At 72.2% G+C, this 23,755-nt stretch carries 20 protein-coding genes; 16 read left to right on the forward strand and 4 right to left on the reverse strand.

Features of this window, described 5'->3' with window-relative positions; genetic code table 11:
• Nucleotides 1-25: 25 nt before the first annotated feature.
• The 4 genes from ACFY8W_RS15360 to ACFY8W_RS15375 form a co-directional block, all read right to left on the reverse strand.
• Nucleotides 26-2,413, reverse strand: a complete 2,388-nt coding sequence (locus tag ACFY8W_RS15360; protein WP_391104953.1) for a transglutaminaseTgpA domain-containing protein — start codon at nucleotides 2,411-2,413, stop codon at nucleotides 26-28.
• On the reverse strand, nucleotides 2,410-3,780 hold the full coding sequence (locus ACFY8W_RS15365; protein ID WP_391104955.1) for a DUF58 domain-containing protein: 1,371 nt from the start codon (nucleotides 3,778-3,780) through the stop codon (nucleotides 2,410-2,412). Before ACFY8W_RS15365 ends, ACFY8W_RS15360 begins: the two co-directional genes overlap by 4 nt.
• The gene (locus ACFY8W_RS15370; protein ID WP_391104957.1) at nucleotides 3,780-4,808 is read right to left on the reverse strand and encodes an AAA family ATPase; all 1,029 of its coding nucleotides are present in this window, start codon (nucleotides 4,806-4,808) and stop codon (nucleotides 3,780-3,782) included. The genes ACFY8W_RS15365 and ACFY8W_RS15370 overlap by 1 nt, the downstream gene beginning before the upstream one ends.
• 202 nt (nucleotides 4,809-5,010) lie before the next feature.
• On the reverse strand, nucleotides 5,011-5,565 hold the full coding sequence (locus ACFY8W_RS15375) for a carbonic anhydrase (protein WP_391104959.1): 555 nt from the start codon (nucleotides 5,563-5,565) through the stop codon (nucleotides 5,011-5,013).
• 304 nt (nucleotides 5,566-5,869) lie between these two features.
• On the opposite strand from ACFY8W_RS15375, the gene rsmH reads away from it, so the two are divergent.
• From rsmH to ACFY8W_RS15455, 16 genes are all read left to right on the forward strand, one after another.
• Nucleotides 5,870-6,829 (forward strand): 16S rRNA (cytosine(1402)-N(4))-methyltransferase RsmH, encoded by a 960-nt coding sequence (gene rsmH, locus ACFY8W_RS15380; RefSeq protein ID WP_391104961.1) that lies wholly within the window; start codon nucleotides 5,870-5,872, stop codon nucleotides 6,827-6,829.
• 88 nt (nucleotides 6,830-6,917) lie between these two features.
• The gene (locus ACFY8W_RS15385) at nucleotides 6,918-7,517 is read left to right on the forward strand and encodes a septum formation initiator family protein (protein ID WP_391104962.1); all 600 of its coding nucleotides are present in this window, start codon (nucleotides 6,918-6,920) and stop codon (nucleotides 7,515-7,517) included.
• A gap of 3 nt (nucleotides 7,518-7,520) precedes the next feature.
• Nucleotides 7,521-9,497 (forward strand): penicillin-binding transpeptidase domain-containing protein, encoded by a 1,977-nt coding sequence (locus ACFY8W_RS15390; RefSeq protein ID WP_391104963.1) that lies wholly within the window; start codon nucleotides 7,521-7,523, stop codon nucleotides 9,495-9,497.
• Between the two features lie 40 nt (nucleotides 9,498-9,537).
• A complete protein-coding gene (locus tag ACFY8W_RS15395; RefSeq protein WP_391104964.1) occupies nucleotides 9,538-11,220 on the forward strand; it encodes a UDP-N-acetylmuramoyl-L-alanyl-D-glutamate--2,6-diaminopimelate ligase in 1,683 nt (560 codons plus the stop codon).
• A gap of 4 nt (nucleotides 11,221-11,224) precedes the next feature.
• Entirely contained in the window at nucleotides 11,225-12,655 is a 1,431-nt protein-coding gene (murF, locus tag ACFY8W_RS15400) for a UDP-N-acetylmuramoyl-tripeptide--D-alanyl-D-alanine ligase (protein ID WP_391104965.1), read from the forward strand.
• Nucleotides 12,652-13,722, forward strand: coding sequence for a phospho-N-acetylmuramoyl-pentapeptide-transferase (mraY, locus tag ACFY8W_RS15405; RefSeq protein ID WP_391104967.1), 1,071 nt, complete (start codon nucleotides 12,652-12,654; stop codon nucleotides 13,720-13,722). The genes murF and mraY overlap by 4 nt, the downstream gene beginning before the upstream one ends.
• Nucleotides 13,704-15,143 carry a UDP-N-acetylmuramoyl-L-alanine--D-glutamate ligase gene (gene murD, locus ACFY8W_RS15410; protein ID WP_391104969.1) on the forward strand — a complete coding sequence of 480 codons (1,440 nt, stop codon included), beginning with the start codon at nucleotides 13,704-13,706 and terminating at the stop codon, nucleotides 15,141-15,143. Before mraY ends, murD begins: the two co-directional genes overlap by 19 nt.
• Nucleotides 15,144-15,198: 55 nt before the next feature.
• Complete coding sequence (gene ftsW, locus ACFY8W_RS15415) at nucleotides 15,199-16,539, forward strand: putative lipid II flippase FtsW (RefSeq protein WP_391104971.1); 1,341 nt, start codon at nucleotides 15,199-15,201, stop codon at nucleotides 16,537-16,539.
• A gap of 6 nt (nucleotides 16,540-16,545) precedes the next feature.
• Nucleotides 16,546-17,640, forward strand: a complete 1,095-nt coding sequence (gene murG / locus ACFY8W_RS15420; protein WP_391104973.1) for an undecaprenyldiphospho-muramoylpentapeptide beta-N-acetylglucosaminyltransferase — start codon at nucleotides 16,546-16,548, stop codon at nucleotides 17,638-17,640.
• Between the two features lie 43 nt (nucleotides 17,641-17,683).
• Nucleotides 17,684-18,481: an FtsQ-type POTRA domain-containing protein gene (locus ACFY8W_RS15425; RefSeq protein ID WP_391104975.1), complete on the forward strand. Its 798-nt coding sequence runs from the start codon at nucleotides 17,684-17,686 to the stop codon at nucleotides 18,479-18,481.
• 282 nt (nucleotides 18,482-18,763) lie between these two features.
• Nucleotides 18,764-19,978 carry a cell division protein FtsZ gene (gene ftsZ / locus ACFY8W_RS15430; protein WP_391104977.1) on the forward strand — a complete coding sequence of 405 codons (1,215 nt, stop codon included), beginning with the start codon at nucleotides 18,764-18,766 and terminating at the stop codon, nucleotides 19,976-19,978.
• Between the two features lie 4 nt (nucleotides 19,979-19,982).
• Nucleotides 19,983-20,720 (forward strand): peptidoglycan editing factor PgeF, encoded by a 738-nt coding sequence (gene pgeF, locus ACFY8W_RS15435; protein WP_391104979.1) that lies wholly within the window; start codon nucleotides 19,983-19,985, stop codon nucleotides 20,718-20,720.
• Nucleotides 20,721-20,728: 8 nt separating this feature from the next.
• Nucleotides 20,729-21,448, forward strand: a complete 720-nt coding sequence (locus ACFY8W_RS15440) for a YggS family pyridoxal phosphate-dependent enzyme (protein WP_391104981.1) — start codon at nucleotides 20,729-20,731, stop codon at nucleotides 21,446-21,448.
• A gap of 138 nt (nucleotides 21,449-21,586) precedes the next feature.
• Nucleotides 21,587-22,210 carry a cell division protein SepF gene (locus tag ACFY8W_RS15445; RefSeq protein WP_128982254.1) on the forward strand — a complete coding sequence of 208 codons (624 nt, stop codon included), beginning with the start codon at nucleotides 21,587-21,589 and terminating at the stop codon, nucleotides 22,208-22,210.
• 83 nt (nucleotides 22,211-22,293) lie between these two features.
• Entirely contained in the window at nucleotides 22,294-22,584 is a 291-nt protein-coding gene (locus tag ACFY8W_RS15450; RefSeq protein WP_361164094.1) for a YggT family protein, read from the forward strand.
• Nucleotides 22,585-22,651: 67 nt separating this feature from the next.
• Complete coding sequence (locus ACFY8W_RS15455; protein WP_391104983.1) at nucleotides 22,652-23,716, forward strand: DivIVA domain-containing protein; 1,065 nt, start codon at nucleotides 22,652-22,654, stop codon at nucleotides 23,714-23,716.
• Nucleotides 23,717-23,755 lie beyond the last annotated feature (39 nt).

The following is a 23,755-nucleotide window of genomic DNA, read 5'->3' on the forward strand; positions in this document are numbered from 1 at the left end:
GTGCGTCCCGTTCCGTGCGACCGGGTCAGGACGGCTTGCGGGCCAGCATCCGGACCGTGGCGCCGACCCTCGCCCGCCACGCCTCGCGCACCGCCGCCCGGCGCTCCCGGGCAGCCCAGCTCAGCCTCACGGCCGACCGGGGTGCCAGCAGGGCCCGCAGGCGGGTGCCCCGAGAGGCGGAGGCGTCGAAGCCGCGACGGATCACGACGGCCAGCTCGGTGAGACCCGTGGCCGGGCGCGGAACCGGCGCGTACAGGGCTTCCTCCACCGCGCGCGCCACCCGGTGCACCGCGTCCGCCGCGTCCGGCGGCAGCTCGCCCTCGCGGGCCAGCCGCGCGGCCGTCCGGCGGGGCGTCCGCGACTCGTCGGGGAACACACCGTGGTCCCAGGCCGTGTCGTTGATCTCCTGCCAGACCGCGAGGACCCGGGTGACCGGATCACCCGCCGGGCCGAGACGTCTGGCCCGGACCCGGCTGCGCCACATCAGCGGCAACAGCAGGAGCGCCAGCACCAGCAGCACGCCCAGAACCACCAGGAGCAGCTGCCAGGGGAAGCCGCCGTCGCCGCCCGACAGCGCGCCGCCCGCCGCCTGGTCCTGGCCGCACTCGCCGAGCTTCTTCTGCTGCGGCGTGCAGCTCTCCGAGGCGCTGGGCACCGCCGAGGGCTGCGCCGACGCGCCGGTCGAGGGCCGCGCGGAGGGCGTCGCCGCCCCGCCCGAGGACTGCTCCCGGGTCCAGTCCGGCGTCGAGCCGCGCGAGGGCGTGGGCTCGAAGCGGGTCCAGCCGGCGCCCTCGAAGTACAGCTCGGGCCACGCGTGGGCGTCCCGTATGCCGACCGATACCGAGCCGTCGGCCTGGGGGGTGCCCGGCATGAAGCCGACCGCGACCCGGGCCGGGATGCCCAGGGAACGGGCCATCGCCGCCATCGAGAAGGAGAAGTGGACGCAGAAGCCCTCCTTGTCCTTCAGGAAGCGGGTGATCGCTCCGACGCCGGTGCCCGAGTCGACCTTCACGCTGTAGCGGAAGCCACCGTCCTCGGTGAACCAGTTCTGGAGCTTCACCGCCCGCTCGTAGTCGTTGCGCGCCCCGCGGGTGACCTCCAGGGCCGTCGACCTCACGTCGGGCGGCAGCGTGGCGGGCACCCGGGTGTACTCCCGGCGGAGCTTGTCCGGGGCGGCCGGGGCCGCCGCAAGCTGCTCACCGGTGGGCTGCACGGCCAGGCTGGTCACCGAGTAGCCGGCGCCGCGCGTGGTCTGCCCGTTGTCGCCGACGACCATCCGGCCGGCCGGCTCGTAGCGCCAGCCGCCCGGGACGGACACCTTGGACGCCGGGTAGGGCATCGGCAGCCACTTCTGCTCGTACTGCGGTGAGGCGACGAAGTTGGTGGTGACCTCCGTGACGCGGACGTCCCGGGCGAGGCCGTCCGGCCAGGGCAGCTGCTCGGGCACGTCCTCGATGGGACGGACCGAGGACTTCCAGGCGGTGCCGTCGAACTGGTCGAGCGCGACCAGCCGCAGATAGAGCCCGCTGGTGTCGGTGATGTTGGTGCGGTAGCGCAGGACCTCGCGGTCCTCCGGCTGGCGCAGGTCGTTCTGCAGCGAGACCAGCGGGTTCACGGCGGAGATCGTGCCGCCCTTGCCGCCGGAGCCCTCGCCGCCGCCGTTGTCGCCGAAGATGCCGCCGCCGAGCCCCGGGAGCACGTGCGGCACCAGGAGCGCGATGACCAGGACGACGGCGCCGATCCGCCACCCGGTGCGCGTCGGCGCGAACGCCGGACCGCCTTCCCCGATCGCGGACCCGGGCCTGGCGGAGCGCTGGGCGCCGCCGAAGACCCGGCCCCAGGCCGAGAGCCGGTCCCGGCCCTCGGCCAGGAGCAGTACCAGGTAGCCGGCGGCGGCGAGCAGGAAGGCCGTGGCGCCCGCGCCGCCGCCGGCGAGCCCGGCGGCCACCGAGTACAGCGCGAGCAGGGGCAGTCCCGCCGGGGCCGCGTTCCGGAAGGTCACGGCGAGGGCGTCCACCAGGAGGCCGATCGCGGCGACGCCGGTGACGAGCAGCAGCCGGATGCCGGGCGTGTTCGGCGCCGGTGTCGCGTACGTGCCGACGTCGGCGACGCCCGCCTCGAAGAGCGTCCCGAAGGCCGCGAAGGCCTCGGGTCCCGGCAGCACACCGAGGACCGCCTGGTCGCGCACGAAGATCACCGTGAGCACGAGCAGCGTGAGGACCGCCTGGGCGGCGACCGTCAGCGGCCGGGCGAGCGGCACCCGCCGGGTCGCCGTGCCGACCGCGCTCTGCAGGCCCAGCAGGATCGCCGCCGTGAAGATCCAGGTGGCCGGCTTGACCAGCGGCAGCAGGGCGAGCGACGCCGCGAGCGTCGCGCCGTAGGCCGCGAGCGTCAGCCGCGCGCGCCCGCTCATGACCAACCTCCGTAGGTGTCGGCGGCGGGGGCCTGCGCGGCCGCCCCGCCGGCCTGCTGCCACAGATCGCCGAGCCGGAGGCCCGGGGGCACGGCGAAGGCCTGCCAGCCGGCCTCCCGCAGCCGGTGCAGCCGGTCCTCGACCGCACCGGCGACGGCGCCGCCGGTCAGCCAGGTACCGGAGTCGAGCACGAAGGCGACGGCCGCGCCGCCGCGCTGCCTCATCCGGGCCACGAGTGCCGCCTGGTCCTCGTCGAGGTCGCCGAGGAACGCGACGAGCAGGCCCTCGTGTCCGCCGCGCAGCACGTCGTACGCGCGGGACAGGCCGGCTCCCTCGGAGTGGTCGACGACCGCGAGGGAGTCCATCATCAGGCCGACGGTGTCGGCTGAGTCCTGGTCGGCCCGGCCGGCTCCGGCGAAGCCCTCGGCGCCGTCGCCGGGCACCGAGCTGCCCGCGTCCGTGAGCAGCCGCACCGAGTAGCCGCGCTCCAGCATGTGCGTGAGGACGGACGCGGCGCCGGAGACGGCCCATTCGAAGGCCGAGTCGGGACCACCGCCCTCGTAGGCGATCGCCCGGGTGTCGAGCAGCACCGTGCAGCGGGCGCGCTGCGGCTGCTCCTCCCGGCGCACCATCAGCTCGCCGTAGCGGGCGGTGGAGCGCCAGTGCACCCGGCGCAGGTCGTCGCCGTGGCGGTAGGCGCGGGGGATGATGTCGTCGTCCCCGGCGAGCGCGAGGGCCCGCTGCTGCCCCTCACCGAAACCGGCGGACTCGCCGCCGGGCCTGACCGGCGGGAGCGGTTCGGTGCGCGGGATGACCGTCAGCGTGTCGTACGCGCTGAAGGAGCGGGTCAGCTCGCACATCCCGAAGGGGTCGGTGAGCCGCAGCTGGAGCGGGCCGAGCGGGAAGCGCCCGCGCAGGTCGGAGCGGACCCGGTAGGACACCTCGCGGCGGCCGCCCGCCTCGACGCGGTCGAGCACGAAGCGGGGCCGGGGCCCCAGCATGTACGGGACGTGGTCCTGGAGCATCAGCAGGCCGGTGGGCAGCCGGGACACGTTGTCCATGCGGAGGTGGACCCTGGCCTCTGTGCCGGTCTCGACCCGCTGCGGGGAGAGCCGGCGGCCGGCCGCGACCCGGTGGCGGGTGCGGTGCAGCACGACCACGCAGATCAGCGGCAGCACGGCGAGCAGCAGCCCGACGCGCAGCAGGTCGACCTGGCCGAGCACGTAGGCACAGACGGCGGCCGCGATCCCGGCGGCGAGGAAGGAACGGCCGCGGGTGGTGAGCCCGGCCAGGGCGGCCCGCAGGCTGCCCCGGTCGCCGTCCCCCCACCGCGCCGGGGCGGGCCCCTGCGGAGCGGCGGCGCTCATCACAGCCGCCGGGCGCCGGGCTGCTGCTGGCCGTAGTACGGGCCGGTCTGCTGCGCGGGCGGCGCGGCGGCCGGCACGGGCGTGCGCTGCAGGATGTCGTGCACGACCTGCTCGGCCGTGCGGCGGTTGAGCTGGGCCTGCGCTGTGGGCAGCAGACGGTGGGCGAGCACCGGGGCGGCGAGCGCCTGGAGGTCGTCGGGCAGCACGTACTCCCGGCCGCTGAGCGCGGCGGAGGCCTTCGCGGCCCGCAGCAGGTGCAGCGTGGCGCGCGGCGAGGCGCCGAGCCGCAGGTCGGGGTGGGTGCGGGTGGCGGAGACGAGCTCCACCGCGTACCGCTGGACCGCGTCGGCGACGTGCACCTTGCGCACGGCCTCGATCAGCTTGAGGACGTCGTGGGCATGGGCCACCGGCTGGAGGTCGTCCAGCGGGGAGACGGAGCCGTGCACGCCCAGCATCTTCAGCTCGGCCTCGGCGTTCGGGTAACCGATGGAGACCCGGGCCATGAAGCGGTCGCGCTGGGCCTCGGGCAGCGGGTAGGTGCCCTCCATCTCCACCGGGTTCTGGGTGGCGACCACCATGAACGGGCTGGGCAGCTCGTACGTCTGGCCGTCGACCGTGACCTGGCGCTCCTCCATGGACTCCAGGAGCGCCGACTGGGTCTTGGGCGAGGCCCGGTTGATCTCGTCGCCGATGACGATCTGCGCGAAGATCGCACCCGGCTTGAACTCGAACTCGCGCCGCTGCTGGTCGAAGATCGACACGCCGGTGATGTCCGAAGGCAGCAGGTCGGGCGTGAACTGGATCCGGCGGACCGAGCAGTCGATCGACCGCGCCAGCGTCTTGGCCAGCATGGTCTTGCCGACGCCGGGGACGTCCTCGATGAGGAGATGTCCCTCGGCGAGCAGCACCGTCAGCGCAATCCGTACGACCTCGGGCTTGCCCTCGATCACACCCTCCACCGACCTGCGCACCCGCTCCGCGGTCGTGGTCAGATCTGTGAGGCTCGCTCGGTCGTCATAGGTCGTCACCCGGCCCTCCTCGGCCCTTTCCGCAGCACCGACACCTGCCCCCGGCACGATGGCCGGGGGGTGTCACCCGTGCATTCTTGTGGCCGTGACCGGGTCGTGTCACTTGCCGGCGGCTCGCCTGTGGATAACTCCGGGCGAATTGCCGGGGTTTGCGGGCTTGCGCCGGTGCGTTCCGCTTGGGTGTGGCGACCTGACGGGGCGGCTATTCGGCCGTCGCGGACGCGTGGATCTCGCGCAGCAGACCCGTCGTCACGTCGAACACGAAGCCCCGCACGTCGTCGGTGTGCAGCAGGAACGGGGAGGTGCGCACCCGCTGCATCGACTGGCGGACGTCCTGGTCGACGTCGCGGAAGGCCTCGACGGCCCAGGCCGGACGCTGCCCGACCTCGTCCTCCAGCTCGTGCCGGAAGTCCTCGGTGAGCGACTCCAGGCCGCAGCCGGTGTGGTGCACCAGCATCACGCTGCGGGTGCCGAGGGCGCGCTGGCTGATCGTGAGCGAACGGATCACGTCGTCGGTGACGACTCCGCCCGCGTTGCGGATGGTGTGGCAGTCGCCCAGTTCGAGGCCGAGGGCGGCGTGCAGGTCGAGACGGGCGTCCATACAGGCGACCACGGCGACGTGCAGCACGGGCCGCGCGTCCATTCCGGGGTCGGTGAAGCCGGCGGCGTACTGCGCGTTCGCCTTGACGAGCCGGTCGGTGACCGAGCTGCTCTCGTGGCGTATCGCGTCGGCGGAGGTGTGCGGCAGTGTCGACATGTCTCCGACGTTAGTGGTCACGGCACCCGAAGGCCTGCTGTGAGAGGGGACAAAGAGTCCCAATGAACCTTGTTGTGAGCTAACCCACAGGTGGCGGAGGCCGGGGCCATTCGGGTGAGCGCCCGGGGCGCGCGACGCGCCAGCCGGTTGGTTGACCGGCGGGTCCCGTGGACTAGAGTGACGCGAAGTTCACGGAGACATCGAGCGATTTCCGCCGATTGTCCCCATTTACGCGGCGGTACCCACGGCTCGGCCCCTTCCGCTCGCCGGCGGTACCTGTCTCCGCCGGATCTGAGAGGGCGCTTTGAGCAACGACCGACACGTCCCGGTGATGCTCCAGCGGTGCCTGGACATGTTGGCGCCCGCCCTGGAACACCCCGGTGCCGTGGTCGTCGACTGCACCCTGGGCCTCGGCGGACACAGCGAGGCGCTCCTGCGGCGCTTCCCCGAGGCACGGCTGGTCGCCCTCGACCGCGACAAGGAGGCCCTGCGCCTCTCCGGCGAGCGGCTCGCCCCCTACGGCGAGCGCGCCACCCTCGTGCACGCGGTCTACGACGAGCTGCCCGAGGTCCTGGACCGGCTCGGCATCGCGCGCGTCGACGGCGTGCTCTTCGACCTGGGCGTCTCCTCGATGCAGCTGGACGAGGCCGACCGCGGCTTCGCCTACGCCCAGGACGCCCCGCTCGACATGCGCATGGACCAGACGACCGGCATGAGCGCCGCCGAGGTCCTCAACACCTACCCGGCCGGCGAGCTGGTCCGCATCCTGCGCGCCTACGGCGAGGAGAAGCAGGCCAAGCGGATCGTCTCCGCGATCGTGCGCGAGCGCGAGAAGGAGCCGTTCAGCAACAGCGCCCGACTCGTCGAGCTGATCCGTGACGCCCTGCCGCAGGCCGCCAAGCGCACCGGCGGCAACCCGGCCAAGCGCACCTTCCAGGCCCTGCGCATCGAGGTCAACGGAGAGCTCTCGGTCCTGGAGCGGGCCATTCCGGCTGCGGTGAAGGCCCTCGCCGTCGGCGGCCGGATCGCCGTCCTCTCGTACCACTCGCTGGAGGACCGGCTGGTCAAGCAGGTGTTCGCGGCGGGCGCCGCCAACACCGCCCCGCCCGGCCTCCCCGTCGTCCCCGAGCGCTACCAGCCACGCCTCAAGCTCCTCACCCGCGGCGCCGAACTCCCCACCGAGGAGGAGGTCGCCGAGAACCGCCGAGCGGCGCCCGCGCGTCTGCGGGGTGCACAGCGGATCAGGGAGGACGAGAGCGCGTGAGCGACGTGCGCGGGGCCACCGGACCGCAGACGACGGCGACGGCCGCTCCGGCGCGCCCCGCGCGCCGGGAAGCGGAGAAGGACGGGCGATGACGAAACAGGGGGCCCTCAAAGGGCGGGCCGCACGGCTCGGCCGGCTCATGCCCTCCGGGCCGAGCACCGCGGCCCGTACTCCGTTCGTCCTGCTCGTCGTGCTCCTCCTCGGCGGCGGCCTGATCACCCTGCTGCTCCTCAACTCCGCCCTCAACCAGGGCTCCTTCGAGCTCAGCGAGCTGAAGAAGAAGACCACCGAACTCACCGACGAGGAACAGGCCCTCCAGCGGGACGTGGACGACAGCGCCGCCCCCGACGCGCTGGAGCGGCGCGCCCGCGAGCTCGGCATGGTGCCCGGCGGCACGCCCGCCTTCCTCGATCCCGACGGCAAGGTGCGCGGCGAGCCCTCCGTCGCGGTCTCCCCGAAGCCCTCGCCCAAGCCCACCCCGTCGGCCGGCGCGACCGCCCCGGGACCAGGCGCCCCGTCCGGGGCCGCAGAGCCGTCCGGGCCGGCCGGGACGCCGTCCGGCGCCACGCGGCCCGCGGTCTCGACCGCGTCCGACGCGCCGGGCACTCCTGGCACCCCCGGCAGCGCCGGCACCTCCGCGACACCGACGAAGACCACCGCGACCGCCCCCACGACCTCCGGCAGGTGACCCGTGCCCTCCAAGGAGCCCCCGCGCCGCCGCGTCCCCGGCCCCGCGCGGCCCGCACGCCCCCGTCCCGCCGCCTCCGGCAGGCCTGCGCCGCGGCCCGCCCCGAGGCCCGCGCAGCCCCGGCGCCCGGCGGCCCGGCCCGCGGCCAGGGCGCGCACGATCCGGCTCGGCAGGCCCAAGCCCAGGCTGCGCCTGGTCTCCCTCGGCCTGACCCTGGTCATGCTGGTCTTCGTGGTCCGGCTGCTCCAGGTCCAGGCCGTGGACGCCAGCGCGTACGCGGCGAAGGCCGAGAAGCACCGCTACCAGGAGTACACGCTCTCCGCCGACCGCGGTGAGATCACCGACCGGAACGGGGTCGCGCTGGCCGCCAGCGTCGACGCGTACGACATCACCGCCGACCCCAAGCTCTTCACGCCCGAGGACGCGAAGACCGACGACGCCCCGGAGCAGGCGGCCGCGCTGCTCGCCCCGCTCCTCGGCAAGGAACCGGCCGAGCTCGCCAAGAAGCTGCGCACCCCCAAGTCCCGCTACACCATGCTCGCCCGCAAGCAGACGCCCCAGGTCTGGAACCAGATCAAGGACCTGAAGAAGGTCTACGAGCAGAAGGCCAAGCCCGCCAACGGCGGCAACGGCATCAACCTGCTCGGCGGCGTCCTCGGCGAGCCCAGCACCAAGCGCGTGTACCCGAACGGCGAGCTCGCCGCCGGGATACTGGGCTACGTCAACGCCGAGGGCCGCGGCGCCGGCGGCGTGGAGTCCATGCTCGACAAGGAACTGGCCGGCAAGGACGGCAAGATCCGCTTCGCCCAGGCCGGCGGGCGCCGGGTGCCCACCGCGGGCTCCCAGGGCACCCCGGCCGTCCCCGGCTCCGACATCGAGCTGACCATCGACCGGGACATCCAGTGGGCGGCCCAGCAGGCCATCACCGAGCAGGTGCGCAAGTCCAAGGCCGACCGCGGCTACGTCGTCGTGCAGGACACCCGGACCGGCGAGGTCCTGGCGATGGCCAACGCCCCCGGCTTCGACCCCAACGACCTCTCCCAGGCCAACGCCACCGCCATGGGCAACGCAGCCCTCCAGGACGCCTACGAGCCCGGCTCGACCGCCAAGGTCATGTCCATGGCCGCCGTCCTGGAGGAGGGCGCGGCCACCCCCGACACCCGGGTCACCGTCCCCAACCGGCTGCACCGCGGCGACCGGCTCTTCGCCGACGACGTCGACCACAAGACCTGGTACCTGACCCTCAACGGCGTCCTCGCCAAGTCCAGCAACATCGGCACCATCCTGGCCACGGGCCAGCTCGGCAAGACCCAGCCCGAGGCCAACAAGGTGCTGTACGACTACCTGCGCAAGTTCGGCGTCGGCAGTCCCACCGGCCTGGACTACCCGGGCGAGACGCCCGGCATCCTCGCCAAGCCCCAGGACTGGTCGACCTCGCAGCAGTACACGATCCCGTTCGGCCAGGGCCTCTCGGTCAGCGCCATGCAGGCGGCGTCCGTCTACTCGACCATCGCCAACGGCGGCGTCCGGATCGAGCCGACCCTGGTGCGCGGCACCAAAGGCCCCGACGGCCGCTTCACCCCGGCGCCGGCGCCCCAGGAGTCCCGGGTGATCAGCGAGAAGACCGCCAAGACCCTCGCGCAGATGCTGGAGTCCGTGGTCGACGACGAGGAGGGCACCGGCACCAAGGCCGCCATCCCCGGCTACCGCGTCGCCGGAAAGACCGGCACCGCCAACCGCGTCGACCCCGAACTCGGCCGCTACAAGGGCTACACCGCGTCCTTCGCCGGCTTCGCACCCGCCGACCAGCCCCGCATCACCGTCTACTGCGCCATCCAGAACCCCACCAAGGGCAGCTACTTCGGCGGCCAGATCTGCGGACCCATCTACAAGAAGGTCATGGAGTTCGCCCTCAAGACCCTCCACGTCCCGCCGACCGGCAGCGAGCCCGCCCGCCTGCCGGTGTTCTTCACCCCTTAGGCCCACGAACGTGAACACCCGTGACACTTCGGGAGCACCAGTGACAACGATCACCCCACCCTCCGGGAACCGGAAATCGAACTCCGGCGACGCCGCGGCCCGATTTAGCCCTGTGCAGGGTGCGCCCGGTACGCTCACCGCCGTGCCACACGCTGATCAGTCCCGAACCACCCCGCCCCGCCCGGAGCGGCTCCGCCCGACACCCCTGGGCGAGCTCGCCGGCCGGCTGGGCACCGAGATCCCCGGCTCCGGTCACGGCGTCGAGGTCTCGGGCATCACCCACGACTCGCGGGCGGTGCGCCCCGGCGACGTGTACGCGGCCCTGCCGGGCGCCCGCGCCCACGGCGCCGACTTCGTCGCCCAGGCCGCCGGCCTCGGCGCCGCCGCCGTCCTGACCGACCCGGCGGGCGCCGAGCGCGCCGCCGCGACCGGCCTGCCGGTCCTCGTCGCCGAGGACCCGCGCGGCCGGATGGGCGAGCTCGCCGCCGAGATCTACGGCCGGCCGGGCGAGGACCTCCTCCAGATCGGCATCACCGGCACCTCGGGCAAGACCACCACGGCCTACCTCGTCGAGGGCGGCCTGCGCGGCGCGGGCAAGGCCACCGGCCTGGTCGGCACCGTCGAGATGCGCATCGGCGACGAGCGCATCAAGTCCGAGCGGACCACTCCCGAAGCCACCGACCTCCAGGCCCTGTTCGCGGTCATGCGCGAGCGCGGCGTCGAGGCGGTCGCCATGGAGGTCTCCAGCCACGCCCTCGTGCTCGGCCGGGTCGACGGCTGCGTCTTCGACGTCGCCGTCTTCAACAACCTGAGCCCGGAGCACATGGAGTTCCACTCCGACATGGAGGACTACTTCCAGGCCAAGGCGCGGCTGTTCACGCCCGCGCGCAGCAGGCGCGGCGTGGTGAACCTCGACGACGAGTACGGCCGCCGGCTCGCGAAGGAGGCGACCGTCCCGGTCGTCACCTTCTCCGCCGCGGGCGACCCGAACGCCGACTGGCGCGCCGAGGACGTCGTCACCGGAGCCGCCGACTCCACCTTCGCGGTGGTCGGTCCGGACGGCACCCGGATCTCCGCCACCGCGCCGCTGCCCGGCCCGTTCAACGTGGCCAACACGCTCGCCGCGATCGTCACCCTCGCCACCGCGGGCATCGACCCGCAGACCGCCGCCGACGGCGTCGCCGCCGTGCCCGGCGTCCCGGGCCGCCTGGAGAAGGTCGACGCCGGCCAGCCGTTCCTCGCGGTCGTCGACTACGCGCACAAGACGGACGCCGTCGAATCGGTCCTGCGCTCGCTGCGCGAGGTGACCCGCGGGAAGCTCCACGTCGTCATCGGCTGCGGCGGCGACCGCGACACCACCAAACGCGGCCCGATGGGCGCCGCCGCGGCCCGGCTCGCCGACACCGCCGTCCTCACGTCGGACAACCCGCGCTCCGAGGACCCGCTCGCGATCCTCACCGCGATGCTGGCCGGCGCCTCCGAGGTGCCGGCGTACCAGCGCGGCGAGGTCCTGGTCGACGCCGACCGGGCGGCCGCCATCGCCGCGGCCGTGGCCCGCGCGCAGCCGGGCGACACCGTCCTGGTCGCGGGCAAGGGCCACGAGCAGGGCCAGGAGGCCGCCGGCGTGGTCCGCCCCTTCGACGACCGTCAGGTCCTGCGCGAGGCCATTCTCAGCCGGCCGAGCCAGCAGGACGCACACCGTCACCAGAACAGTCAGGGATGAAGCAGTGATCGCCCTCTCCCTCGCCGAGATCGCCGAAATCGTCGGCGGGCGGCCGCACGACATACCGGATCCGGCCGTCCGGATCACCGGCCCGGTCGTCATCGACTCCCGTGAGGTGAAGCCCGGCAGCCTGTTCGCCGCCTTCGCCGGCGAACGCGTCGACGGCCACGACTACGCGACGCGAGCCGTCGAGGCGGGTGCGGCGGCCGTGCTGGCCGCGCACCCCGTCGGCGTGCCCGCGATCGTCGTCGAGGACGTCCAGGCGGCGCTCGGGGCCCTCGCCCGCGCGGTCGTCGAACGCCTCGGCACCGATGTCGTCGCGCTCACCGGCTCGGCCGGCAAGACCTCCACCAAGGACCTCATCGCCCAGGTCCTGCAGCGGCACGCGCCCACCGTGTGGACGCCGGGATCGCTCAACAACGAGATCGGCCTGCCGCTGACCGCGCTCACGGCCACCGCCGAAACCCGCCATCTCGTCCTGGAGATGGGTGCGCGCGGAATCGGCCACATCCGCTACCTCACCGGCCTCACCCCGCCGCGGATCGGACTCGTGCTCAACGTCGGCACCGCCCACATCGGCGAGTTCGGCGGCCGCGAGCAGATCGCCGTGGCCAAGGGCGAGCTCGTCGAGTCCCTGCCGGCCGCCGAGGACGGCGGCATCGCGGTCCTCAACGCCGACGACCCGCTCGTCCGCGCCATGGCGAGCCGTACCAAGGCGCGCGTCACCCTGTTCGGAGAGGCGGACGAAGCGGCCGTACGTGCCGAGAACGTCCGCCTCACAGAAACCGGACAGCCCTCTTTCAGGCTTCACACACCCACCGGGTGCAGCGACGTGACCTTGCGCCTGTACGGTGAGCACCACGTGTCGAACGCGCTCGCCGCGGCCGCCGTCGCCCATGAGCTGGGCATGCCCGTCGAGGAGATCGCCACCGCGCTCTCCGAGGCAGGCACCCTGTCGCGCTGGCGCATGGAGGTCACCGAGCGTCCGGACGGCGTGACGGTCGTCAACGACGCCTACAACGCGAACCCCGAGTCCATGCGAGCCGCGCTGCGCGCGCTCGCGGCCATGGGCCGGTCCGCACAGGACCGGGGTTCCCGTACGTGGGCGGTGCTCGGCAAGATGGCCGAGCTCGGAGACGAGTCGCTCGCCGAGCACGACGCGGTCGGACGGCTCGCCGTCCGGCTCAACGTCAGCAAGCTCGTCGCGGTCGGGGACAGGGAAGCGTCCTGGCTGCAACTGGGCGCCTATAACGAGGGTTCGTGGGGTGAGGAGTCGGTGCACGTGTCCGACGCGCAGGCGGCGGTCGACCTGTTGCGCAGTGAGCTGCGCCCGGGGGACATCGTCCTGGTGAAGGCTTCCAGGTCGGTGGGTCTGGAGCGGGTCGCCCTGGCACTGCTCGAGAACACCGCCGAGGGTGAGGCGGCCGGCCGATGAGGCAGATCCTCTTCGCGGGGGCCATCGGGCTCTTCCTGACCCTGATCGGCACCCCGCTGCTCATCAAGCTGCTCGCCCGCAAGGGATACGGCCAGTTCATCCGCGACGACGGCCCGCGCGGCCACGCCGGCAAGAAGGGCACGCCCACCATGGGCGGCATCTCCTTCATCCTGGCCACCCTCATCGCGTACGCCCTGGCCAAGGTCATCACCGGTGAGGACCCGACGTACTCGGGCGTCCTGGTGCTGTTCCTGATGGCCGGCATGGGTCTGGTCGGCTTCCTCGACGACTACATCAAGATCGTCAAGCAGCGTTCGCTCGGTCTGCGGGCCAAGGCGAAGATGGCCGGCCAGCTGATCGTCGGCATCGCCTTCGCGGTGCTCTCGCTGCAGTTCGCGGACCTGCGCGGCAACACCCCGGCCTCCGAGAAGCTCTCCTTCATCACCGACTTCGGCTGGTCCATCGGGCCGGTGCTGTTCGTGGTCTGGGCGCTCTTCATGATCCTGGCCATGTCCAACGGCGTGAACCTGACGGACGGTCTGGACGGCCTGGCCACCGGCGCGTCGGTGATGGTCTTCGGCGCCTACACCTTCATCGGGCTCTGGCAGTTCCAGGAGTCGTGCGCCAACGCCATGACCCTGACCAACCCGAACGCCTGCTTCGAGGTGCGCGACCCGCTCGACCTCGCCGTCGTTGCCTCCGCGCTGATGGGCGCCTGCTTCGGCTTCCTGTGGTGGAACACCTCGCCCGCCAAGATCTTCATGGGCGACACCGGCTCGCTGGCCCTCGGCGGCGCGCTCGCGGGTCTGGCCATCTGCTCCCGCACCGAGCTGCTGCTCGCCATCCTCGGCGGCCTCTTCGTGATGATCACGATGTCCGTGGTCATCCAGGTCGGCTCCTTCAAGATGACGGGCAAGCGTGTCTTCCGGATGGCGCCCCTCCAGCACCACTTCGAACTCAAGGGGTGGTCCGAGGTCCTGGTCGTCGTCCGCTTCTGGATCATCCAGGGCATCTACGTGATCGTGGGCCTGGGCCTCTTCTACGCGGGATGGGCATCCGAAAAGTGAGCGAGCAGCTGGACTGGCAGGGCAAGCGGGTCACCGTCGCCGGGCTCGGCGTGAGCGGCATCCCCGCCGCCCGGGTCCTGCACGGCCTGGGCGCGGTCGTCACGGTCGTCAACGACGGCGACGACGAGCGCTCCCGGACGCAGGCGGCCGAGCTCGAGGCGGAGGGGATCACCGTCCGCCTCGGCGACGGGGCGACCCTGCCGCCCGGCACCGAGCTGATCGTCACCGCGCCGGGCTGGAAGCCCGACAAGCCGCTCTTCCGGGCCGCCGAGGCGGCGGGCGTGGAGGTCTGGGGCGACGTCGAGCTGGCCTGGCGGCTCCGCGGCCCGGACGCGGCCCCGTGGCTCGCGGTCACCGGCACCAACGGCAAGACCACGACCGTGCGGATGCTCGCCTCCATCCTGGAGGCGGCCGGCCTGCGGACGGCCGCCGTCGGCAACATCGGCGTCTCGCTCCTCGACGCCGTGCTCGGCGAGGACGAGTACGACGTGCTCGCCGTCGAGCTCTCCAGCTACCAGCTGCACTGGGCGCCCTCGCTGCGCGCCCACTCGGCCGCCGTGCTCAACCTGGCGCCCGACCACCTCGACTGGCACGGCTCCATGGAGGCGTACGCCGCCGACAAGGGCCGGGTCTACGAGGGCAACCGGGTCGCCTGCGTGTACAACGTGGCCGACGAGGTGACCGAGGACCTGGTCCGCGAGGCCGACGTCGAGGAGGGCTGCCGGGCCATCGGCTTCACCCTCGGTACGCCCGGCCCCTCCCAGCTCGGCGTGGTCGACGACATCCTCGTCGACCGGGCCTTCGTCCCCAACCGGCAGAAGAACGCCCAGGAGCTGGCCCAGGTCTCCGACGTCCAGCCGCCGGCCCCGCACAACATCGCCAACGCGCTCGCCGCGGCCGCCCTCGCCCGCGCCTTCGGCGTCGAACCGAAGGCCGTACGGGACGGGCTGCGGGCCTTCCGGCCGGATCCGCACCGCATCGAGCTGGTCGAGGAGATCCAGGGCGTCACCTACGTCGACGACTCCAAGGCCACCAACACCCACGCGGCGGAAGCCTCGTTGGCGGCCTACGACCCGATCGTCTGGATCGCCGGCGGCCTCGCCAAGGGCGCGACCTTCGACGAGCTCGTGCAGAAGTCCGCGAAGCGGCTGCGCGGAGTCGTCCTGATCGGCCAGGACCGGGCGCTGATCAGCGAAGCGCTGGCGCGACACGCCCCGGAGGTCCCGGTGGTGGACCTCGACCGGACCGACACTGGGGCGATGTCCGCGGCGGTGCGCGAGGCGGCCGCGCTCGCCCGGCCGGGGGACACGGTCCTGCTGGCCCCGGCCTGTGCGTCGATGGACATGTTCGCCAACTACAACAAGCGGGGCGAGGCCTTCGCGGACGCCGTCCGCGCCCTCGCCGCCACCGGCGACGCCTGACCTGACCAGCAAGGAGGTCCGGCCGCGCCGGGCACGACTGGAGGGGACAGCGACCATGCCGAGCAGAACCGCCGGGACACGCCGGCCGGCCGCCGTACGCGGCGCCGGCCGCGCCCCCGCGGCGCCGAGGAAGCGCCGCGCGGGCGGGGTGCGGGGGCTCTACGAGCGGGGCCGCCGGGCCTGGGACCGGCCGCTCACCGCGTACTACGTGATCGTCGGCGCGGGACTGCTCATCACCGCGCTCGGCCTGGTGATGGTCTACTCGGCCTCGATGATCACGGCGCTCCGCTATGACCTGGTGCCCTCGTACTTCTTCCGCAAGCAGTTCTTCGCGGCGCTGCTCGGCGCGGGGCTGCTGTTCCTGGCCTCCCGGATGCCGGTGAAGCTGCACCGGGCGCTCGCCTACCCGATCCTGGTCGGCGCGATCTTCCTGATGGTGCTGGTCCAGATCCCCGGGATAGGGGTCTCGGTCGGCGGCAACCAGAACTGGATCTCGCTGGGCGGACCGTTCATGCTCCAGCCCAGCGAGTTCGGCAAGCTGGCGCTGATCCTGTGGGGAGCCGACCTGCTGGCCCGCAAGCAGGACATGAAGCTGCTCACCCAGTGGAAGCACATGCTGGTGCCGCTGGTGCCCGGAGCGTTCCTGCTGCTCGGTCTGATCATGCTGGGCGGTGACATGGGCACGGCGATCATTCTCACGGCGATCCTGTTCGGCCTGCTGTGGACCGCGGGCGCGCCCACCCGGCTCTTCGTCGGGGTGCTCGCCGTCGCCGCGGTGATCGGCGGGCTGCTCATCAAGACCAGCCCGCACCGTCTGGAGCGCTTCGGCTGCCTCGGCGCCAGCGACCCGGGCGGCGCGGGAGACCCGTGCTGGCAGGCCGCGCACGGAATCTACGCCCTGGCCTCGGGCGGATGGTTCGGTTCCGGACTCGGGGCAAGTGTGGAAAAATGGGGCCAACTCCCTGAAGCGCACACCGACTTCATCTTCGCCGTCACCGGGGAGGAACTGGGCCTGGCGGGGACGCTGTCGGTGCTGGCCCTGTTCGCGGCTCTAGGCTATGCGGGTATCCGCGTGGCCGGACGTACGGAGGACCCCTTCGTCAGGTATGCCGCGGGAGGCGTGACCACCTGGATCACGGCCCAGGCCGTGATCAACATCGGTGCGGTGCTCGGTCTGCTGCCGATCGCCGGAGTCCCGCTCCCGCTGTTCTCCTACGGAGGGTCGGCCCTGCTGCCGACCATGTTCGCCGTCGGGCTCCTGATCGCCTTCGCGCGACAGGATCCCGCCGCGAAAGCGGCCCTGGCCATGCGGCGCCCCGGATGGGGCAAGCGGGTCGGGGGGAGATGGAAGTCGATGCGACGGCGCGTCAAGAAGCGTCCGTCCGGAGAGCGGTGAATTTCGGTGCATGTCGTACTCGCCGGCGGAGGTACAGCCGGTCACATCGAGCCCGCGCTCGCCCTCGCGGACGCCCTGCGCAGGCAGGACCCCTCCGTGGGGATCACGGCGCTGGGCACGGAGAAGGGCCTGGAGACCCGGCTGGTGCCCGAGCGCGGCTACGAGCTGGCGCTCATCCCGGCCGTGCCGCTGCCCCGCAAGCCCACGCCCGAGCTGATCACCGTCCCCGGACGGCTGCGCGGCACGATCAAGGCCGCCGAGCAGGTCCTGGAGCGCACCAAGGCGGACTGCGTGGTCGGCTTCGGCGGCTACGTGGCGCTGCCCGGCTACCTGGCCGCCAAGCGGCTCGGCGTGCCGATCGTGGTCCACGAGGCCAACGCCCGGCCCGGCCTGGCCAACAAGATCGGCTCGCGCTACGCGGCCGGTGTCGCCGTCGCCACCCCGGACTCCAAGCTGCGGAACGCCCGTTACATCGGCATCCCGCTGCGGCACTCCATCGCGACCCTCGACCGCGCCCGCGTACGCCCCGAGGCGCGCGCCGCGTTCGGCCTCGACCCGAACCTGCCGACCCTGCTGGTCTCCGGCGGCTCCCAGGGCGCACGCCGGCTCAACGAGGTCATCCAGCAGATCGCGCCGGTGCTCCAGCGCTCCGGCATCCAGATCCTGCACGCGGTCGGCCCGAAGAACGAACTGCCGCGTGTCGACAACATGCCCGGAATGCCGCCGTACGTGCCGGTACCGTACGTGGACCGGATGGATCTCGCGTACGCCGCCGCCGACATGATGCTCTGCCGCGCGGGCGCGATGACCGTCGCCGAGCTCTCCGCCGTCGGACTGCCGGCCGCCTACGTCCCGCTGCCCATCGGCAACGGCGAACAGCGGCTCAACGCCCAGCCGGTGGTCAAGGCCGGCGGTGGACTCCTCGTCGACGACGCGGAACTGTCGCCGCAGTGGGTGCAGGCCAACGTCCTGCCCGTACTGGCCGATCCGCACCGCCTGTACGAGATGTCCCGCTCCGCCGCCGAGTTCGGCCGCCGGGACGCCGACGAGCTGCTCGTCGGCATGGTGTACGAGGCGATCGCCGCCCGCCGACAGGCGTAGCGCGCGCCGCGCCGAGCAGAGGCAACAGGCAGGAGACGCCACCGTGGCAGCCGGACCGACGACCGCCGAGAAGAGTGGAACGAGCAGGTCCAAGGCGGCGCCGCGGCAGCCGTCCCGACCGGGCACCCGGAAGTTCCGGGTGCCCGGCCCGCGCGTGCTCCTGGCCGTCCTCGGTGCCGTCCTCCTCGCGGCGGGCGTCGTCTGGGCGCTCTACGGCTCCGGCTGGTTCCGGGTCGAGAAGGTGAGCACCTCCGGCACGAAGGTGCTCACCCGTGGCGAGGTCGAGCGGATCGCCGCCGTGCCGCTCGGCGCGCCGCTGGTCTCGGTCGACACCGACGCCATCGAGGCCCGGCTGCGCGAGGAACTTCCCCGCATCGACAGCGTGGACGTCGTCCGGTCCTGGCCGCACGGAATCGGTCTGAAAGTGACGGAACGCCGCCCGGTCCTGCTGCTCCAGAACGGCCGGAAATACGATGAAGTGGACGCGGGCGGCGTGCGGTTCGCCACCGTGGCCACCCCGCCCCGCGGCGTACCCCGGCTCGTCCTCGACGCCGCCGCCTCTCCCAGCCTGCGCCGCTTCGACAGCGAGCGGCTGCTGAAGGCCGCGGTAGGCGTGACGGGCGAACTCCCGGAGAAAATCGCCCAGGACGTCCGTGTCGTCCGGATCACGTCGTTCGACTCCATCACTCTGGAACTCGGCAAGGGCCGCAGCGTCTTCTGGGGCAGCGGTGAGGACGGTCCCGTGAAGGCCCGCGTTCTCACCGCGCTCATGAAAGCGACTCCCAAAGCGGGGCACTTCGATGTAAGTGCCCCCACCGCACCCGCCTCGTCGGGAAGTTGACGCTCATCTGTGCTGGCCAGCACCCTGGTTGGCCAGCGCTACGGGTGATCACATAGGGTGAAAAGAAAAACGGGAGGTTCGGCGTGTTCGTTGAACGTGCGCCACTTGTCGACTTAGTGTCCTGTTCGGAAGAGTCCAGCGAACAGAGACACTGGTAACCCTAAACTTCAACGTTAGGGTTTGGGTCGGCGTCATGGACCGTCCCAATCGGCATCCGTCGTCAGCAACGCGTCTAACCACCGCGGAGCGGCGACACGTAACTCGAGGCGAGAGGCCTTCGACGTGGCAGCACCGCAGAACTACCTCGCAGTCATCAAGGTCATCGGTGTCGGCGGCGGTGGTGTCAATGCCATCAACCGAATGATCGAGGTCGGTCTCAAGGGCGTCGAGTTCATCGCCATCAACACCGACGCGCAGGCGCTGTTGATGAGCGACGCCGACGTCAAGCTCGACGTCGGCCGTGAACTCACCCGCGGCCTCGGGGCCGGGGCCAACCCGGCCGTCGGCCGCAAGGCGGCAGAGGACCACCGCGAGGAGATCGAGGAGGTCCTCAAGGGGGCCGACATGGTCTTCGTCACCGCCGGCGAAGGCGGCGGCACCGGCACCGGCGGCGCGCCCGTCGTCGCCAACATCGCGCGCTCGCTCGGCGCCCTCACCATCGGCGTGGTCACCCGCCCGTTCACCTTCGAGGGCCGCCGTCGCGCCAACCAGGCGGAGGACGGCATCGCCGAGCTCCGCGAAGAGGTCGACACCCTCATCGTCATCCCGAACGACCGGCTGCTCTCGATCTCGGACCGCCAGGTCTCCGTGCTCGACGCCTTCAAGTCGGCCGACCAGGTGCTCCTCAGCGGTGTCCAGGGCATCACCGACCTCATCACCACCCCCGGTCTGATCAACCTCGACTTCGCCGACGTCAAGTCGGTCATGTCCGAGGCCGGTTCCGCCCTCATGGGCATCGGCTCCGCCCGCGGCGACGACCGCGCCGTGGCCGCCGCCGAGATGGCGATCTCCTCGCCGCTCCTGGAGGCGTCCATCGACGGCGCCCGCGGTGTCCTGCTGTCCATCTCCGGCGGCAGCGACCTCGGCCTCTTCGAGATCAACGAGGCCGCCCAGCTGGTGAGCGAGGCCGCCCACCCCGAGGCGAACATCATCTTCGGCGCCGTCATCGACGACGCCCTCGGCGACGAGGTCCGGGTCACCGTCATCGCCGCCGGCTTCGACGGCGGCCAGCCGCCGGCCCGCCGCGACAACATCATCGGCTCGGTCTCCGCCAAGCGCGAGGAGCCCGCCCCGGCGCCCCGCCCCACCGAGACCTCCCGCCCGCTCGGCGGTCTGGGCACGGTGACCCCGCGCGAGGAGCCGGCCGCCCCCGCCGAGCCCGCGCCGGCCGTCGGCGAGACCTCGCTGCCGCCCGTCGCGCCGCCGGTGGTCCCGCCGGCCCGCCCGTACCCGGACACCCAGGCCGAAGAGCTTGATGTCCCGGACTTCCTGAAGTGACACGTTGATAGGGCAGCGTTACGAGACGAGCGGCGCGCACTTCGCCTTCACCGACCGGTGGGGCGGGGTGAGCGCCGTTCCGTACGAGGAGCTCAACCTCGGTGGCGCCGTGGGCGACGAGCCGACGGCCGTACGGGCCAACCGGACACTGGTGGCGGAGGAGCTCGGGCTCGATCCGGCGCGGGTGGTCTGGATGAACCAGGTGCACGGCGCCGACGTGGCCGTGGTCGAAGGCCCCTGGAGCGGAGGGCCCGCCGACGTGGTCCCCTCCGTCGACGCGATCGTGACCGCCACCCGCGGCCTCGCCCTCGCCGTCCTCACCGCGGACTGCGTCCCGGTCCTGCTCGCCGATCCCGTCGCCGGGGTCGCGGCCGCCGCCCACGCGGGGCGGCCGGGAATGGTGGCCGGCGTCGTGCCCGCCGCCGTGAAGGCGATGACCGACCTCGGCGCCGACCCCTCCCGCATCACCGCCCGCACCGGACCCTCGGTCTGCGGACGCTGCTACGAGGTGCCCGAGCCGATGCGCGCCGAGGTGGCCGCGGTCGAGCCGGCCGCGCACGCCGTGACGAGCTGGGGCACCCCGGCCGTCGACGTGGCCGCCGGAGTGCGCGCCCAGTTGGAGCGTCTCGGGGTCCGGGACGTCGAGGACGCCGGGGTCTGCACCCTGGAGTCCCGCGACCACTACTCGTACCGCCGCGATCGCACCACAGGGCGACTCGCGGGATATGTCTGGTTGATCTGAGAAGAGATATGACGGACCGCAAGTCGGAACTCGCCGAGAACCTCGCCCGGGTGGAGGAGCGCATCGCCGCCGCGTGCGCCGCCGCCGGGCGGGCGCGGGAGGACGTGACCCTCGTCGTGGTCACCAAGACCTACCCCGCGAGCGACGTCAGGCTGCTGCACGAACTCGGAGTGCGGCACGTCGCCGAGAACCGGGACCAGGACGCGGCCCCCAAGGCCGCCGCCTGTGCGGACCTCGACCTGACCTGGCACTTCGTGGGCCAGTTGCAGACCAACAAGGTCCGATCCGTGGTGGGTTATGCCGATGTGGTGCAGTCCGTCGACCGTTTGCGGCTCGTCTCCTCTCTCTCCGCGGCCGCGGAGAAGGCGGGGCGCGAGCTGGGCTGCCTGGTCCAGGTCGCCCTCGACGCCGAGTCCGGGCACCGGGGCGAGCGCGGCGGGGTGGCCCCGGACGGGATCGAGGAGTTGGCGGCCGCCGTGGACGCCGCTCCCTCGCTGCGGCTCGACGGCCTGATGACCGTCGCGCCGCTGGCCGGTCCGTACGCGGGCCGGCAACAGGCCGCTTTCGAGCGGCTGATGGATTTGTCGACTGTCCTGCGCGCGACCCGTCCAACTGCGAACATGGTGTCAGCAGGCATGAGTGCGGACCTCGAGGAGGCCGTGGCGGCCGGAGCGACACACGTGCGCATCGGTACGGCGGTACTCGGAGTCCGCCCGAAGCTCGGGTAACGTCGCGAAGCAAGTCGGACCACAGCAGAAAATATGGTCATTCCGCCGAGAAGGCGGACGGACCCGTGGATCGCGGGCACTTGGTGACACTGCGACATTCGGTAAGGGCGATCCACCACAGAGCGGAGGATGCAGAGAATGGCCGGCGCGATGCGCAAGATGGCGGTCTACCTCGGCCTCGTGGAGGACGATGGCTACGACGGCCGGGGATTCGACCCCGACGACGACTTCGAACCCGAGCTGGAGCCCGAGCCCGAGCGTGACCGGCGCCACCACCAGCCTCCGCGCCAGGTGGAGCGGGAGGAGCCGGTGCGGGTGGTCACGCCACCGGCGCCGCGCGAGCCGGTGGCTCAGTCTGTGCCGGTACACGCTGAAAGCGGACGTCCTGCCCGAATTGCCCCCGTGGCATCCATCACACCCGAACGTCCGAGCCTGGAGAAGAACGCACCGGTGATCATGCCCAAGGTCGTGTCCGAGCGGGAGCCGTACCGCATCACCACGCTGCACCCGCGGACCTACAACGAGGCCCGTACCATCGGGGAACACTTCCGTGAGGGCACCCCGGTGATCATGAATCTCACGGAGATGGACGACACCGACGCGAAGCGACTTGTCGACTTTGCTGCCGGACTCGTGTTCGGGCTCCATGGCAGCATTGAGCGCGTGACGCAGAAGGTGTTCCTGTTGTCGCCTGCTAACGTCGATGTCACGGCGGAGGACAAGGCCCGCATCGCAGAGGGCGGATTCTTCAACCAGAGCTGAAAGAACGAGACCGAGAACGGCCCGGCCGCGGAGAGCGGCCGGACATGTGAGAGCACGAGAGCCAGGGGAGAGGGAACCGCGGGATGGGCGTCGCACTGCAGGTGGTCTACATCGCGCTGATGTGCTTCCTCGTCCTGCTGATCTTCCGGCTGGTCATGGACTACGTCTTCCAGTTCGCCCGGTCATGGCAACCCGGTAAGGCGATGGTGGTGGTCCTGGAGGCCACCTACACTGTGACCGATCCACCGCTCAAGCTTCTGCGGCGGCTCATCCCGCCGCTGCGTCTCGGGGGCGTGGCACTCGACCTGTCCTTCTTCGTTCTGATGATCATCGTCTACATCCTGATCTCCGTCGTGAGCAGCTTCGCGAGGTGAGGGTGGAGGAATCTGTGGACGATACGGTCTTGCCGACTGCCGACGACTACGTAGAGGTGAAGAAGAGATGCCGCTGACCCCCGAGGACGTGCGGAACAAGCAGTTCACGACCGTCCGCCTTCGAGAAGGCTATGACGAGGACGAGGTCGATGCCTTCCTCGACGAGGTCGAAGCCGAACTGACCCGACTGCTCCGTGAGAACGAGGACCTGCGCGCCAAGCTGGCCGCGGCGACCCGTGCTGCCGCGCAGAACCAGCAGCAGCAGGGCATGCGCAAGCCGCCGGAGCCGCAGGATCGTCCCGTCGGTCCCGGCGCCCCCGTGCCCGCCGCCATATCCGGACCGCCGGCCCAGCAGCAGGGCATGCAGGGCCCGCCGCAGCTGCCGTCCGGTGCCCCCGCGCTTCCCGCCGGCCCCATGCAGGGTGGTCCCATGCAGGGCGGCCCCATGGGCCCCGGCCCGATGCAGGGCGGCCCGATGGGCCCCGGCCCGATGCAGGGCGGCCCCATGGGTCACCCGCAGCAGCAGCCGATGCAGCCGGCTCCGCAGGGCCCCGGTGGCGACAGCGCCGCGCGCGTCCTCTCGCTGGCGCAGCAGACCGCCGACCAGGCGATCGCGGAGGCCCGTTCCGAGGCCAACAAGATCGTCGGCGAGGCGCGCTCGCGCGCCGAGGGCCTGGAGCGGGACGCCCGCGCCAAGGCCGACGCCCTGGAGCGGGACGCGCAGGAGAAGCACCGCGTCGCGATGGGCTCCCTGGAGTCCGCCCGCGCCACCCTCGAGCGCAAGGTCGAGGACCTGCGGGGCTTCGAGCGCGAGTACCGGACCCGTCTGAAGTCGTACCTCGAGTCCCAGCTGCGTCAGCTGGAGACCCAGGCCGACGACTCGCTGGCCCCGCCGCGCACCCCGGCGACCGCGTCGCTTCCGCCGTCCCCGTCGATGGCCCCGGCCGGCGCGAGCGCCCCGTCCTACGGCGGCAACAGCCCGATGGGCGGCGCCCCGTCGTACGGCGGTCAGCAGCAGATGTCCCCGGCGATGACCCAGCCGATGGCTCCGGTCCGCCCGCAGGCCCCGCAGCCGATGCAGCAGGCACCGGCGCCGATGCGCGGTTTCCTGATCGACGAGGACGACAACTGAGGCCGGCGGATCAACGCGTGTCGAACGCGTAGCCGTCGT

It is taken from the genome of Streptomyces sp. NPDC012637, from assembly GCF_042954805.1.
GTDB lineage: Bacteria > Actinomycetota > Actinomycetes > Streptomycetales > Streptomycetaceae > Streptomyces.

What these genes read in the sequence shown, in the direction of transcription:
- mraY (WP_391104967.1), top strand. Translation starts at nt 12,652, where the DNA reads ATGAGGCAGATCCTCTTCGCGGGGGCCATCGGGCTCTTCCTGACCCTG.
- ACFY8W_RS15365 (WP_391104955.1), bottom strand. Translation starts at nt 3,780, where the DNA reads ATGAGCGCCGCCGCTCCGCAGGGGCCCGCCCCGGCGCGGTGGGGGGAC.
- ACFY8W_RS15385 (WP_391104962.1), top strand. Translation starts at nt 6,918, where the DNA reads ATGACGAAACAGGGGGCCCTCAAAGGGCGGGCCGCACGGCTCGGCCGG.
- ACFY8W_RS15455 (WP_391104983.1), top strand. Translation starts at nt 22,652, where the DNA reads ATGCCGCTGACCCCCGAGGACGTGCGGAACAAGCAGTTCACGACCGTC.
- ACFY8W_RS15445 (WP_128982254.1), top strand. Translation starts at nt 21,587, where the DNA reads ATGGCCGGCGCGATGCGCAAGATGGCGGTCTACCTCGGCCTCGTGGAG.
- ACFY8W_RS15440 (WP_391104981.1), top strand. Translation starts at nt 20,729, where the DNA reads ATGACGGACCGCAAGTCGGAACTCGCCGAGAACCTCGCCCGGGTGGAG.
- ACFY8W_RS15450 (WP_361164094.1), top strand. Translation starts at nt 22,294, where the DNA reads ATGGGCGTCGCACTGCAGGTGGTCTACATCGCGCTGATGTGCTTCCTC.
- ftsW (WP_391104971.1), top strand. Translation starts at nt 15,199, where the DNA reads ATGCCGAGCAGAACCGCCGGGACACGCCGGCCGGCCGCCGTACGCGGC.
- ACFY8W_RS15375 (WP_391104959.1), bottom strand. Translation starts at nt 5,565, where the DNA reads ATGTCGACACTGCCGCACACCTCCGCCGACGCGATACGCCACGAGAGC.
- ACFY8W_RS15360 (WP_391104953.1), bottom strand. Translation starts at nt 2,413, where the DNA reads ATGAGCGGGCGCGCGCGGCTGACGCTCGCGGCCTACGGCGCGACGCTC.
- murD (WP_391104969.1), top strand. Translation starts at nt 13,704, where the DNA reads ATGGGCATCCGAAAAGTGAGCGAGCAGCTGGACTGGCAGGGCAAGCGG.